The sequence below is a fragment of the uncultured Jatrophihabitans sp. genome (assembly GCF_964244045.1).
Taxonomy (GTDB): Bacteria; Actinomycetota; Actinomycetes; order Mycobacteriales; family Jatrophihabitantaceae; genus Jatrophihabitans.
This window is the reverse complement of the sequence record NZ_CAXTHK010000014.1, coordinates 1-13,179: the sequence shown is the minus strand read 5'-3', so window position 1 is coordinate 13,179 and position 13,179 is coordinate 1. Positions and strand designations below refer to the sequence as shown.

General features: G+C 68.7%; 12 protein-coding genes. 5 read left to right on the top strand and 7 right to left on the bottom strand.

Annotation, left to right across the window (positions count from 1 at the left end):
• The first annotated feature begins 18 nt into the window (after positions 1 to 18).
• Both ACFFC4_RS11965 and ACFFC4_RS11960 read left to right on the top strand, forming a co-directional pair.
• The gene (locus tag ACFFC4_RS11965; protein WP_375501088.1) at positions 19 to 594 is read left to right on the top strand and encodes a right-handed parallel beta-helix repeat-containing protein; all 576 of its coding nucleotides are present in this window, start codon (positions 19 to 21) and stop codon (positions 592 to 594) included.
• A 26-nt stretch (positions 595 to 620) separates the two neighbouring features.
• On the top strand, positions 621 to 848 hold the full coding sequence (locus tag ACFFC4_RS11960) for a hypothetical protein (RefSeq protein WP_375501086.1): 228 nt from the start codon (positions 621 to 623) through the stop codon (positions 846 to 848).
• A gap of 49 nt (positions 849 to 897) precedes the next feature.
• Here ACFFC4_RS11960 and cimA read toward each other — a convergent pair whose 3' ends face one another.
• From cimA to ACFFC4_RS11935, 5 genes are all read right to left on the bottom strand, one after another.
• Positions 898 to 2,487, bottom strand: a complete 1,590-nt coding sequence (cimA, locus tag ACFFC4_RS11955) for a citramalate synthase (protein ID WP_375501084.1) — start codon at positions 2,485 to 2,487, stop codon at positions 898 to 900.
• A gap of 170 nt (positions 2,488 to 2,657) precedes the next feature.
• Positions 2,658 to 3,680 carry a 3-isopropylmalate dehydrogenase gene (locus ACFFC4_RS11950; RefSeq protein WP_375501082.1) on the bottom strand — a complete coding sequence of 341 codons (1,023 nt, stop codon included), beginning with the start codon at positions 3,678 to 3,680 and terminating at the stop codon, positions 2,658 to 2,660.
• Positions 3,681 to 3,715: 35 nt separating this feature from the next.
• The gene (gene ilvC, locus ACFFC4_RS11945) at positions 3,716 to 4,744 is read right to left on the bottom strand and encodes a ketol-acid reductoisomerase (protein ID WP_375501080.1); all 1,029 of its coding nucleotides are present in this window, start codon (positions 4,742 to 4,744) and stop codon (positions 3,716 to 3,718) included.
• A 42-nt stretch (positions 4,745 to 4,786) separates the two neighbouring features.
• Positions 4,787 to 5,311: an acetolactate synthase small subunit gene (ilvN, locus tag ACFFC4_RS11940; RefSeq protein WP_375501078.1), complete on the bottom strand. Its 525-nt coding sequence runs from the start codon at positions 5,309 to 5,311 to the stop codon at positions 4,787 to 4,789.
• 3 nt (positions 5,312 to 5,314) lie between these two features.
• Entirely contained in the window at positions 5,315 to 7,156 is a 1,842-nt protein-coding gene (locus tag ACFFC4_RS11935) for an acetolactate synthase large subunit (protein ID WP_375501076.1), read from the bottom strand.
• Between the two features lie 365 nt (positions 7,157 to 7,521).
• On the opposite strand from ACFFC4_RS11935, the gene ACFFC4_RS11930 reads away from it, so the two are divergent.
• Positions 7,522 to 8,043, top strand: a complete 522-nt coding sequence (locus ACFFC4_RS11930) for a CAP domain-containing protein (RefSeq protein WP_375501074.1) — start codon at positions 7,522 to 7,524, stop codon at positions 8,041 to 8,043.
• Positions 8,044 to 8,071: 28 nt separating this feature from the next.
• Here the strand turns inward: ACFFC4_RS11930 and ilvD are convergent, their stop codons facing one another.
• On the bottom strand, positions 8,072 to 9,766 hold the full coding sequence (gene ilvD, locus ACFFC4_RS11925; RefSeq protein WP_375501072.1) for a dihydroxy-acid dehydratase: 1,695 nt from the start codon (positions 9,764 to 9,766) through the stop codon (positions 8,072 to 8,074).
• A 56-nt stretch (positions 9,767 to 9,822) separates the two neighbouring features.
• Here ilvD and ACFFC4_RS11920 point away from each other — a divergent pair, with 56 nt between their 5' ends.
• Positions 9,823 to 10,269 carry a PH domain-containing protein gene (locus tag ACFFC4_RS11920; protein WP_375501070.1) on the top strand — a complete coding sequence of 149 codons (447 nt, stop codon included), beginning with the start codon at positions 9,823 to 9,825 and terminating at the stop codon, positions 10,267 to 10,269.
• 3 nt (positions 10,270 to 10,272) lie between these two features.
• Here the strand turns inward: ACFFC4_RS11920 and ACFFC4_RS11915 are convergent, their stop codons facing one another.
• A complete protein-coding gene (locus ACFFC4_RS11915) occupies positions 10,273 to 11,187 on the bottom strand; it encodes a 2-hydroxyacid dehydrogenase (protein ID WP_375501068.1) in 915 nt (304 codons plus the stop codon).
• Positions 11,188 to 11,244: 57 nt separating this feature from the next.
• On the opposite strand from ACFFC4_RS11915, the gene ACFFC4_RS11910 reads away from it, so the two are divergent.
• Positions 11,245 to 12,453 carry a PQQ-dependent sugar dehydrogenase gene (locus ACFFC4_RS11910; RefSeq protein ID WP_375501066.1) on the top strand — a complete coding sequence of 403 codons (1,209 nt, stop codon included), beginning with the start codon at positions 11,245 to 11,247 and terminating at the stop codon, positions 12,451 to 12,453.
• Positions 12,454 to 13,179 lie beyond the last annotated feature (726 nt).

Sequence of the window (13,179 nt, the reverse complement as noted above, 5' to 3'; positions counted from 1 at the left end):
GCGCAGCTCGTTACGGCGTTGGCCACGGCGCGCGCCGGGACGGTCATCAGGCTGGCCGACGGTAGGTACCAGAACCGGAAGGGCGACCGGTGGCAGCTCGCCGCCAGCGGCACCGCCAATCATCCGATCACCCTCGAGGGCGGACGCGGCGCAATCCTGCAGTCCGATTCGACGAAGGGCGACTACGGCCTTTGGCTCACCGCCAACTACTGGCACGTCACCGGCATCACCGTCCGCAATGCCACCAAGGGCATCGTCCTGGACGGGTCACAGCACTCGATCATCGACAACGTCGAGGTGTACGACACCGGCGAGGAAGGTGTCCACTTCCGGTCCTGCTCGTCGGACGGTGTCCTGCAGAACTCGTCGATCCACGACACCGGTCTGCAGAGGCCGCAGTGCGGCGCGGGCGTGTACGTCGGCTCCGCGCAGTCGAACTGGAAGAAGTACGGCTGCACCGACGGACAGGACAAGAGCGAGCGGACAGCGATCAGGTCGAACCTGTTCCGGCACATCGCCGCCGAGGGAGCCGACCTGAAGGAGGGCACCGACCCGGGGTTGCTGGCGGACAACACCTTCACCGACACGGGGTAGTCAGGCCAGAACAGCGCGGATCCGCGGTGGACGACAAGGGCAACGGCTGCTTGGTTCAGCGCAACACCGTGACCGATCCGCAGGGCGACGACCAGGACGCGTTCCAGACCCACGCCCTCTACCCGGGCGACGGCACGAACAACACGTTCACGCGCAACGTTGTCCGGGGTCGGTGGCCAGGATTTGGGATCGGGCTCTATCCGCCGGCGGCGAACGTCGTGCGCTGCGACAACACCGCGCCCGGTGCTGCATGAGGGCTCGTCGGCGCGCAGAACAAGGCCAGCACGTGCGCCTGACAGGCCGTCAGACGCCCGGGGTTGTCGTGAGCAGTCCGTACCGGACGGCGTCGTGCAGCGCGAGCCACGAAGCCTCGAGCACGTTGCCGTGCACCCCGACGGTGGTCCATTCGCGCTCGCGGTCGGACGTCTCGATGAGCACCCGGGTCACTGCGTCGGTGCCGTGCCGGCCGGCCATGATGCGCACCTTGTAGTCGGTGAGCTCCATCTTCGCGAGCTGCGGGTAGGTGCGCTCGAGTGCCTTGCGCAGCGCGCGGTCGAGCGCGTTGACCGGCCCGTTGCCCTCCTCGGTCGAGATGACCCGGCTGCCGCCTGCGGTCAACCGCACCGTTGCCTCGCTCACCGTGCCGCCGTCGGCTCGGCTGTCGGTGATGACGCGGTAGGACTCAACCGCAAAGGGTGGGGCGACGTCCGGGCCGGCGAGCTCGTCGCGCAGCAGCAGCTCGAAGGACGCGTCGGCGGCCTCGTAGGACCACCCGTCGGCCTCGCGCTGCTTGACCGTCTCCACGACGCGGGCGACGACCTCGGGTGCTTGCGATACGTCGACCCCGAGCTCCTTGGCCTTGAGCTCGACCGACGCCCGACCGGCCATTTCGGTGACCAGGATGCGCTGGCCGTTGCCGACAACCACCGGGTCGAGGTGATTGTAGAGCTCGGGCGAGACCTTGATCGCCGACGCGTGCAATCCCGCCTTGTGGGCGAACGCGGCAGCGCCGACGTAGGGCGCGTGGGTGTCCTGCGACAGGTTGGCGATCTCGGCGACGGCGTGCGAGACGCGAGAGATCTCGGGTAGGCAACCCTCGGGCAGGACGTCCAGGCCCATCTTGGTGACCAGCCCGCCGATGACCGAGAACAGGTTGGCGTTGCCGGCCCGCTCGCCGTAGCCGTTGGCGGTGCCCTGTGCGTGCGTCGCGCCGGCATCCACAGCGGCCAGGGTGTTCGCCACTGCGCAACCCGTGTCGTCCTGGGTGTGGATACCGAGCCGGATACCGGCGCGACGACGTACGTTCGACACCACGTCGTGCACGCCCATGGGCAGCATGCCGCCGTTCGTGTCGCAGAGCACCCCGACGTCCGCTCCTGCAGAAGCGGCGGCGTCCAGCACGCGTACGCCGTAGTCGGGGTCGTGTTTGTACCCGTCGAAGAAGTGCTCGCAGTCGACGAAGACACGTCGGCCTTCAGCAACGAGGAAGGCCACGGTGTCGGCCACCATGGCCAGGTTCTCCTCCTGGGTGGTGCGCAGCGCACGCTCGACGTGCCAGACGTCGGACTTGGCGACGAGGGTGACGACGGGAGCCTGGGAGTCGAGCAACGCGCGAACCTGCGCGTCGTCTGCGACCTTGACGCCTGCCTTGCGCGTGGCCCCGAAGGCTACGAGCACCGCGTGCCGCAGCTCGAGCTCGCCGGCCGCCGCGCGGGCGAAGAACTCGGTGTCCTTCGGCATTGCGCCGGGCCAGCCGCCCTCGATGAACCCGACGCCGACCTGGTCGAGCAGCCGAGCCACCGCGAGCTTGTCAGCGACCGAGTAGGTGATTCCCTCGCGCTGAGCGCCGTCGCGCAGCGTCGTGTCGAAGACGTGGAAGGCGTCGGTCTGCATGGTCTGATCCTCTTCGCGGGTGTGTCAGGGCAACAAAAAACCCTCCGCCAGGAGGCGAAGGGTTGAGCGCGTCGGTGATGGGAGCTTGGTCCGACGCGCCTAACTAATGATCGAGGTGATGATGAGCTGGAACTGCACGAGCCGAGTGTGCCACACGGCGCGGGGTTGCGTCACCCCGCGACGGCTTTCGACAGCCGCTCGCCGATCTCGGCCGTGCTGCCCGGCTGCTTCGGTTCGCGACTGACGAGGTCGGCGGCGACGGCGGCCTCGACCTTTGCCGCCGCCTCCTGTTCGCCGATGTGCGCAAGCAGCATCGACACCGACAGCACCGCAGCCGTCGGGTCGGCCTTGCCCTGGCCGGCGATGTCGGGTGCCGAGCCGTGCACGGGCTCGAACATCGACGGGTTGGTGTGACTCGGGTCTAGGTTGCCGCTGGCTGCAAGGCCGATGCCGCCGGCGATTGCTGCGGCGAGGTCGGTGAGGATGTCGCCGAACAGATTGTCGGTGACGATGACGTCGTAGCGGCCCGGGTCGGTGACGAGGTAGATCGTTGCGGCGTCGACGTGGTTGTAGGCGATAGTCACGTCCGGGAAGTCCTGGCCGACCTCCTGCACGGTGCGGAACCACAGGTCGCCGGCGTTGGTCAGGACGTTGTTCTTGTGCACGAGCGTCAGGTGCTTACGTGGACGCGCCTGCGCCCGGGCGAATGCGTCGCGGACGACCCGTTCAGCGCCGAAGCGGGTGTTGAGGCTGACCTCAGTGGCGATCTCGTGCGGGGTGCCCTTGCGCAGCACTCCCCCGTTACCGGCGTACGGGCCCTCGGTGCCTTCACGCACGACGACGAAGTCGATCGGCGGCTCGCCGGCCAGCGGCGTGCTGACGCCTGGGTACAACGTGGCGGGACGCAGGTTGACGTAGTGGTCGAGCGCGAAGCGCAGCTTCAGCAGCAGCCCGCGCTCGAGCACCCCGGACGGGACGGACGGGTCGCCCACCGCGCCGAGCAGGATCGCGTCGTGGCCGCGGATCTCCTCCAGCACCGAATCGGGCAGCACCTCGCCGGTGCGATGCCAGCGCGCGGCTCCGAGATCGTAGGTCGTGGGCTCGACGCCAGGAAGCACCGCATCGAGGACGCGCAGTGCCTGATCTGTGACGTCGATACCGATTCCGTCGCCAGGGATCACCGCGAGCTTCATAGGGTGAACCCTAGCGACGGACCGTCCAGTGCCGCTTAGCGGGCGGCGGTGCCCTCGACGTAGTCGTCGTCAGAGGAGACCCAGCTCATCAGGCCACGCAACTTGCGACCCGTCGTCTCGATCGGGTGCTGCTCGCCCTTGGCCCGCAGCTCCTTGAACTCAGGCGCGCCGGCGTCCTGGTCGGCGATGAAGCGAGCCGCGAACGTGCCGTCCTGGATGTCCTTGAGCACGGCCTGCATGTTCTCCTTGACGCGCTCGTCGATGACGCGAGGACCCGACACGTAGTCGCCGTACTCGGCGGTGTCGGAGATCGACCAGCGCTGCTTGGCGATGCCGCCCTCGTACATGAGGTCGACGATGAGCTTGAGCTCGTGCAGGCACTCGAAGTACGCGACCTCGGGGGCGTACCCGGCCTCGGTGAGCGTCTCGAAGCCGTACATGACCAGCTGCGACGCGCCGCCGCAGAGCACGGCCTGCTCGCCGAACAGGTCGGTCTCGGTCTCCTCGGTGAACGTGGTCTCGATCGCACCGGCCCGGGTACCCCCGATGCCCTTCGCATAGGACAGCGCGAGCGCCCGCGCGCCCCCCGTGGCGTCCTGCTCGACGGCGACGAGAACCGGCACGCCCTTCCCGTCGACGTACTGGCGGCGGACGAGGTGGCCGGGGCCCTTCGGCGCGACCATGGCGACGTCGACGGAGGCCGGCGGCTTGATGTAGCCGTAGCGGATGTTGAACCCATGGCTGAAGAACAGCGCGTCGCCGTCCTTGAGGTTCGGCTCGATCGACTCGGCATACAGCTTGCGCTGTGCCGGGTCGGGGGCCAGCACCATGATGAGGTCGGCCTCGGCGCACGCATCGCCGGGCGTGAGGACCCGCAGGCCCTCGTCCTCGGCCTTGGCCCGGCTCTTGGAACCCTCGAGCAATCCGATGCGGACGTCGACGCCCGAATCGCGCAGCGACAGCGCGTGTGCGTGCCCCTGGCTGCCGAACCCGAGCACTGCGACCTTGCGGCCCTGCACGATCGACAGATCGGCGTCGTCGTCGTAGAACATCTCCACTGCCATGGCTTGTGCGTCCTCTTCCTGGATTCGTTTTCGGAATTGTCTCTAAGCGCTGCGGTCGACCGCGCGCAGGGCTGCATGCGTCATGGAACGCGGCCCTCGCCCCAGCGCCACCATGCCGGACTGCACCATCTCGCGGATGCCGTAGGGCTCGAGCATCTTGAGCAGCGCGTCGAGCTTGTCGGGACGACCGGTCAGCTCGACGGTGATCACCTCGGGTCCGACGTCGGCCACCTTGGCCTTGAACAACTCGACGATCTGCAGCACGTCGCGCCGCGTCGTCTCGTCGGCGCGGACCTTGACCAGCAGCAGCTCGCGCTGCACGGCCTGCTTCTCTTCGAGCTCGACGATCTTGATGACGTTGATCAGCTTGTTCAGCTGCTTGGTCACTTGCTCGAGCACTGCGCCCTCGACGCTGACCAGGATGGTGATGCGGGAGATCTCGGGCACCTCGGTGGGGCCGACGGCCAGCGACTCGATGTTGAACCCGCGACGGGCGAACAGTCCCGCGACGCGGGTGAGCACGCCCGGCTTGTTCTCGACGAGGACGGACAGCGTGTGGATGGTCATGCCTCAGACTCCGTGGTCGAAGTTCGGGCGGATGTCGCGCGCGGTCTGGATCTCGTCGTTGCTGGCGCCGGCCGCGACCATCGGCCACACCATGGCGTCCTTGCCGACCGTGAAGTCCACGACGACCGGCTGGTCGTCGATGGCCATGGCCTGCTCGATCGTGGAATCGACGTCGGCCTTCGTCTCGCAACGCAGCCCGACACAGCCGTACGCGTCGGCCAGCTTCACGAAGTCCGGGATGCGGTGCTTGTGGGTGCCGAGCTCGGTCTGGCTGTAGCGCTGGTCGTAGAGCAGCGTCTGCCACTGGCGCACCATGCCGAGGTTGCCGTTGTTGATGACAGCCACCTTGATGGGGATGCCCTCGATCGCGCAGGTGGCGAGCTCCTGGTTGGTCATCTGGAAGCAACCGTCGCCGTCGATGGCCCACACCAGCGTGTCGGGGCAGCCGACCTTGGCGCCCATGGCCGCCGGCACCGAGTAGCCCATCGTCCCGGCGCCGCCAGAATTCAGCCAGGTGTAAGGGTTCTCGTACTTGATGAACTGGGCGGCCCACATCTGATGCTGGCCGACGCCGGAGGTGAAGATCGTGTCCGGGCCGGCGATCTCGCCGAGGCGCTGGATCACGTACTGCGGGGACAGCGTGCCGTCGGCCGGGTCCTCGTAGCCGAGCGGGTAGGTGTCGCGCCAGTTGTCGATCTGGCGCCACCACTCGGTGAGGTCGGTGCGGTTGCCGGCGTCGAACTCGGCCTGCAACACCGGCGCCAGCTCGAGCAGCACCTCGCGGACGTCGCCGACGATCGGGACGTCGGCAATGCGGTTCTTGCCGATCTCGGCCGGATCGATGTCGGCGTGGATGACCGCCGCGTTCGGGGCGAACGTGTCGAGGCGGCCGGTGACCCGGTCGTCGAAGCGGGTGCCGAGCGCGATGAGCAGGTCGGCCTTTTGCAGCGCGGTGACCGCGGAGACGTTGCCGTGCATGCCTGGCATGCCGAGGTTCTGCCGGTGGCTGTCGGGGAACGCCCCGCGGGCCATGAGCGTAGTGACGATCGGGATGCCCGTGAGCTCGGCGATCTGGGCCAGCTGGCGGGTGGCCCGACCCTTGAGCACACCACCACCCACGTACAGGACGGGTCGACGCGCGCCGGCAATCAACCGGGCCGCCTCGCGGATCTGCTTGCCGTGTGGGCGGGTGACTGGGTGGTAGCCCGGCAGAGCCATCTTCGGCGGCCAGACGAAGGGGGCCGACAGCTGCAGGACGTCCTTGGGGATGTCGACGAGCACCGGGCCGGGACGGCCGGTGGCGGCAAGGTGGAAGGCCTTCGCGATTGCCTGCGGCACCTCCTCGACCGACTGCACCAGGAAGTTGTGCTTGGTGATCGGCAGGGTGATGCCGGAGATGTCTGCTTCCTGGAAGGCATCGGTGCCGATCATCGGACGGCCGACCTGGCCGGTGATGGCCACCATCGGCACGGAGTCCATGTAGGCGTCGGCGATCGGCGTCACCAGGTTCGTGGCGCCTGGACCCGAGGTGGCGATGCAGACGCCGACCTTGCCGGTGGCCTGCGCGTAACCCTCGGCAGCGTGCCCGGCCCCCTGCTCGTGGCGCACCAGGATGTGCCGCACCTTGGTGGAGTCGTAGAGCGGGTCGTAGGCCGGCAGGATCGCTCCGCCCGGGATCCCGAAGATGACGTCGACGCCGACGTTCTCGAGCGATCGCACGAGGGCCTGGGCCCCCGTCAGCTCGGTGGTACCGGCGGTGCTGCTGGTGGTGTGGCTGGCCGGGTTGGTCATCCCGAGTGCCCTTCTAGATGGAGCTGGTAATTGACCGAACAACTGCAAGATCACAACAAAAAACCCCTCGTGCCGAGAGCACGAAGGGTGAGCGCGTCGCTGGAGTTCTGGAAGAACCTAGGCGGCGCGCCAGCTAACGAGTACGAGGCGACTCATGGCTGAAACAGTACACGGCGGCCGAGGAGGTGAACACATGAATCCGTTCGTCGCGCGACGTTAGGGACATTTCCCTCACGGGCAGAGTCGGGGGGACCTAGTCCCCCATCATCGCTTCCGCCGACCCGCCGGTCTCGTCGCAAGCGCCGATCGATTCGCACCGTAGGCAGTGATCGCACCCTGGGTGGGCTCGAATCGCACCCGCGCTTCGGTACAGCCCAGGGGAACGACAGCCCACTCGCGCCCCCTCTCGGACGGATGCCATGACCCCCACTCGCCGCCCCGCCCTCCTCGTCGCTCTCGGACTCGTTGTCGCTCTGCTGTTTCCGCTGTTCATCGGCACCGCTGCGGCAGACGCCCGGACATCGACCGAACGCAGCATCGCCAACGCGGTCACCGCGCTGCTCAACAGCGAACGACAGGCCAACCACCTGCGGGCACTGCGAACCGACGTCCGCTTGATCTCCTCGGCGCGCAGTCACAACCTGGCCATGGCCCGCCGCAACACCATGGCGCACCAGCTTCGCGGCGAGTCCGCGCTCGGCCGCCGCCTCGACCGCGCGGGCTACCGCTGGACCCAGGACGGCGAGAACATCGGCTACAAGAACCGCTTGACGACGGCCGCCGCGTTGGCGCTGCAGAAGGCGATGTACCACGAGCGGGCGCCGTACAACGGCCACCGGCTCAACATCCTGAACAAGCACTTCCGCCACGTCGGCGTCGATGTCTACCTCGACCGCGCGCACCACAAGATCTGGCTGACGGTCGACTTCGGTAACAAGTGACCGGCTGAACCGGGCGTTCTCGCTCCGCTCAGTCGCAGACCGCACCCTGGGCTGCACTGCCGACGAGCTTCGCGTACTTGCGCAGGACTCCGTAGTCGAATTGCGGCGGCAACGGCTTCCAGTCGGCCCGGCGCGCCTCCAGTTCTGCCTCGTCGACCATGAGGTCGAGCGTGCGGGCGGTCATGTCGAGGCGGATCCGGTCGCCGTCCTGCACCAGGGCGATCGGACCGCAGTGCGCCGCTTCCGGGGCGATGTGCCCGATGCACAAGCCGGTCGTCCCGCCGGAGAAGCGGCCGTCGGTGAGCAGCAGGACGTCCTTGCCGAGTCCGGCGCCCTTGATGGCACCGGTGATGGCCAACATTTCGCGCATGCCCGGCCCACCCTTCGGGCCCTCCCAGCGAATGATCACCACGTCACCGTGGCTCAGCTCACCCGCGGCGAGCGAGTCCATGGCCGCCTGTTCGCGGTCGAAGACTCGTGCGGTGCCGTCGAAGACGTCGGCGTCGAACCCGGCGCTCTTGACCACCGCGCCATCGGGAGCGAGCGAGCCGCGCAGCACCGTGAGCCCACCGGTGCGGTGGATCGGCGAGCTCATCGAGTGGATGATCTTGCCGTCCGGGTCGGGCGGTGCGATCTCGGCGAGGTTCTCGGCAAGCGTCTTCCCGGTGACGGTGAGGCAGTCGCCGTGCATCAGCCCGGCGTCGAGCAGGGCCTTCATGACGACCGGAACACCGCCAATGGCGTCGACGTCGGTCATGACGTAGGAGCCGAACGGTTTGACGTCGGCCAGGTGCGGCACCTTGTCGCCGATCCGGTTGAAGTCGTCGAGATCGAGGTCGACATGCGCCTCGTGCGCGATGGCCATCAGGTGCAGGACGGCGTTGGTCGAACCGCCCAGCGCCATGACGACCGTGATGGCGTTCTCGAAGGCCTGCTTGGTGAGGATGGTGCGGGCCGTGATTCCGGCGTCGACGAGCGCCACGGCCGCCTCGCCGGAGCGGATCGCGAACGCGTCGCGGCGCTTGTCCGGAGCGGGCGGCGCGGCACTGCCGGGCAGCGACAGCCCAAGGGCCTCGGCGGCGCTGGCCATCGTGTTCGCCGTGTACATCCCGCCGCAGGCACCCTCGCCCGGACAGATCGCCTTCTCGATGGCGGTGACCTCGTCGCGGGTCATGTGCCCGGCCAGGCAGGCGCCGACGGCCTCGAAGGCGTCGATGATGGTGACGTTGCGGTCCTGGTAGCGACCGGGCAGGGTCGAGCCGGCGTAGAGGAACACGGCGGCGACGTCGAGGCGCGCGGCGGCCATCATCATCCCGGGCAGCGATTTGTCGCAGCCGGCCAGGAGCACGCCGCCGTCGAGCTGCTCGGCGCGGAAGACCGTCTCTACCGAGTCGGCGATGACCTCACGCGACACCAGCGAGTAGTGCATGCCGGAGTGGCCCATCGAGATGCCGTCGGAGACCGAGATGGTGCCGAACTCGAGCGGGAAACCGTCGGCCGCGCGCACGCCCTCCTTGGCCGCTTTGGCCAGCCGATCGAGCGACAGGTTGCACGGCGTGATCTCGTTCCACGACGACGCGACGCCGATCTGCGGCTTGCGCCAGTCGTCATCGCCCATCCCGACCGCGCGCAGCATCCCGCGGGCGGCGGCACGCTCAACCCCGTCGGTGACGATCGAACTGTGCGGCTTGCGGTGCTGTGCGGGAGTCTGCTCGCTGCTCACGTCTGAAAACCTTACGGGTACCGTTTCGACGTGTCCGCACTCGTTCCCGATTCGCCGTGACTACCGCGACGCCCGAGGTGCGCGTGTTCCGGCTGCCCGCAATGACATGGGTGCCAGTGCTGTTCCTCTGGGTCGGCTCGATCCCGGTGGCCTTCGCCGCCGACGGTAGTGAAGGCGCACGCATCCGCGTCGGTCTCGGGATCCTGGTGCTCCTCATCCCCGCGCTGGCCAGCGTCTTCGTCGCGCGCACGGCCACCGTGGTCAACGGCGCGGGGTTGCTGGTGCGCGCACCGTTCGGCAAGCGGGTCATGCCGTGGAACGACGTGCGCGGGCTGTCGGTCACCGGACGCAGCGTGTACGCCGTGCTGCGCGACGGCGCCGTCCGGCTGCCCTGCGTGCGGGTCTCGATGCTGTCCGAGTTGGCCCGGGCCAGCGGCGGGCGGCTGCCCGAGATGGCCGACCCGGTGCTGAAGGGCCCGCCCGAGCGCCGTCGCCGCCGGTAGCCGTCAATATCCGTTCGCCACTTTGTTTTCGAGCTCCTCGCCGGCCGCGTACCGGGTGATCTGGCGCGTGACGAGCCGGTACGCGCGCCCGTCCGATCCGCTGGTGCCGCCCCCGATGTGTGGTGTCAGCACCAGGCCGGGCGCGGTCCAGAGCGGGTGGTCGCCCGGTAGCGGTTCGGGGTCGGTGACGTCGAGGAAGGCGCGCAGCCGACCGGCCTGCAGCTCGGCCAGCAGAGCCGCGGTGTCGACGATGCCGCCGCGTGCGATGTTGACCAGGATCGCCCGGTCGGGCATCGCGGCCAGGAAGGCAGCATCGACGAGGCCGGCCGTCTCTGTCGTCTGCGGGACGGCAACCGCGGCGACCTGGTGCTGCGGCAGCAGGTCGGGCAGCTCGCCTAACGCGTGTACGCCGTCGCGGGCGGTGCGCGCGACCATCGTCGTCTCAGCGCCGAACACCCGGGCCGCGGCGGCTATCCGGGCGCCGATGTCGCCGGCGCCGATGACCAGGACCCGAAGTCCGTCCAGACTCTCGGTGGACGTGTCGACCCACTCGTGGCGGCGCTGCGCGGCGGCGAATGCGGGCAGGCGACGCAGCAGGGCGAGCATCCCGGCGACTGCGAGCTCGGCCGTCGACGGACCGTGGACGCCGCGTCCGTTGCACAGCAGCACGCCGTCGGGCACCACCGGCAACCATGGTTCGACGCCCGCCGAAACGAGCTGGATCACCTTCAGTCTGGAAAGACCGGCCAGCACGTCGGGCGGCGGCGGGCCGGCGTCGTAGCGGCCGACGAAGAACTCGATGTCGTCGGCACCCCCGGGTCGTGAGCGGTGACCGTCCCAGACGAGCACCCGCACGCCGTCGGGCAGTTCGCCGAGCAGGTCACGGGCATCGTTGCTGGGGACGCTGACGGTGATCACGGCACCAGAGTAGGGAGCCGCGGGGCGCCCACAGCTGGACCAGGCAGACTGGAGATCATGCGCCGCGCTTCCTGCCTCGCCGTCGCGGCGGTCGCGGTCCTCGTCACCGCCTGCTCGTCAGGTTCCCCGGACACCGACTTCTCACCCAGCCCCGGCGGTACCGACGTCGAGGGCCAGGGCGGCGTCCACATCGACCCGATCATTCCGACGCCGTCGCTGAAAAGCGGTTCGACCGGCAGCGGACCGCCAGCGGGGTCGTCCGGCTCGTCATCGGGCACGGCCGGGCCGGACTCGCTGGTGGTGGCCAGCAAGCTGACCACGCCGGTGGGCATCGCGCTGTTGCCCGACGGAACGGCGCTGGTCGGCGAGCGCACGACCGGGCGCATCGTTCGGGTCCAGCCCAAGGCGGGCAAGCCGGTGCCGACCGTCCGCACGCTGACCGGCCTTTCGACGGCGGGGGGTGGTGGGCTGATGGACCTCGCGGTCTCGCCCGACTACGTCGAGGACAACCTGATTTACGCCTACATCTCCACCGCTACCGACAACCGCGTCGTCGACTTCACGCTGAAGGGCCCGGTCACGCCGATACTCACCGGCATCCCGCGGGGCAGCAGTGACAATGCCGGACGACTCACCTTCGGCGCCGACGGCGACCTGTACATCGCGACCGGCGACGCCGGGCGGCCGACCCTGGCTGCGAACGCGACAAGCCTGGCCGGCAAGGTCTTGCGGATCACCGACATCGGCGAGCCGGTACGGCGCAACCCGACCGCCCGCTCCCCCGTGCTAGCGCGCGGCTTCCGCTCCTCGGCAGGGCTGTGCGCGTCGACGGCCAGCCCCAACGTCTTCCAGGTCGAGCAGCGTGGGTCGGCGGCGCCGGTCGTCAACGTCGTCACCTCCGGCGGCAACTACGGCTGGCCCACCGCCTCGGCCGCGACCAAGAAGCCGGTGTCGACGTTGCCTGCGGCCGACAGCGGGCCGGGCGGTTGCGCCGTGCAATCGGGCCGGCTGTGGGTCACCTCGCTCGACGGCAAGACGCTGATCTCGGGCGGATTGGTGGACAGCCCGTCGCCGCAGGTCGGGCAGTACTCGACCGTCCTCACCGACGTGTACGGCCGGCTGCTGAACGTCGTGCCCGCCCCCGACGGCGCGCTGTGGATCACGACGTCCAACCGCGACGGCAAAGGCACGCCGGTCGCGGCTGACGAGCGGGTCATCCGGTATCCCCCGGCGTCGGTCGGCGGCGCCGGCGGGCGCACCACCTGACTCAGGCGTGCTCGCGCTCCTCCATGCAGGCACCTCACTGCAGGAGCGACAAGGCGGGCCGCAACGGAGCCATTCGGGTTCCGCAGCAGCTATCGAAGTGACCCGCCTGACGAGAGGCGACAGCGTCATTGGCGACATCACACCCCATCCTGTAGGTCGACGAGCTTCTCGGGTGGGGCTTGATCAACAACCGCTCATGCCGATGACCGCGCCGCAGATAGGTCTCGTTCGTCGCAGCGTGATCTTCGAGGACGCGATGGCATGCTCGGGCAGTGACCCCTCGCCACCAAGCAGAAGCCCGCGCAACGTACCTGCGCGATCTTGGCGACGATGTGAGCCGTGGGCTCGAACTCGTCGTACACGACCTGGTCGCGACGAACGCGATGGAGCGCCCCCGAGCTGAGGCCGCCGTACGCATCCGAGCGGAAGATCACCTCGGGTTCGTGCGGAGCGCCGGCCTTCCAGTGACCGCTCAGGAGATATCGGTTTGGGTCGCTGAGGCCGTCCAGGAAGATCTCATCGAAGGACGGGGCACCACGCCGCCCGGTGACTTGGCCTCGCTGTCCTGACCACCCCAACCACCCGTTGTGGCTAGAGGGAGACTCTCAAAGTGGCGGCGATCGCGACGAAACCTGGACATGCATCACCACGCATCAGTCGTTTGCCGAACTCGGGACTGCCCCGGGTTCGGTTGACTCTCGGGGTGTGTTGATCAGGCCGCGGTTG

Coding starts and splice junctions, on each gene's coding strand:
- ilvC (WP_375501080.1), bottom strand. CDS start 4,744: ATGGCAGTGGAGATGTTCTACGACGACGACGCCGATCTGTCGATCGTG.
- ACFFC4_RS11910 (WP_375501066.1), top strand. CDS start 11,245: ATGCGCCGCGCTTCCTGCCTCGCCGTCGCGGCGGTCGCGGTCCTCGTC.
- ACFFC4_RS11930 (WP_375501074.1), top strand. CDS start 7,522: ATGACCCCCACTCGCCGCCCCGCCCTCCTCGTCGCTCTCGGACTCGTT.
- ilvN (WP_375501078.1), bottom strand. CDS start 5,311: ATGACCATCCACACGCTGTCCGTCCTCGTCGAGAACAAGCCGGGCGTG.
- cimA (WP_375501084.1), bottom strand. CDS start 2,487: ATGCAGACCGACGCCTTCCACGTCTTCGACACGACGCTGCGCGACGGC.
- ACFFC4_RS11950 (WP_375501082.1), bottom strand. CDS start 3,680: ATGAAGCTCGCGGTGATCCCTGGCGACGGAATCGGTATCGACGTCACA.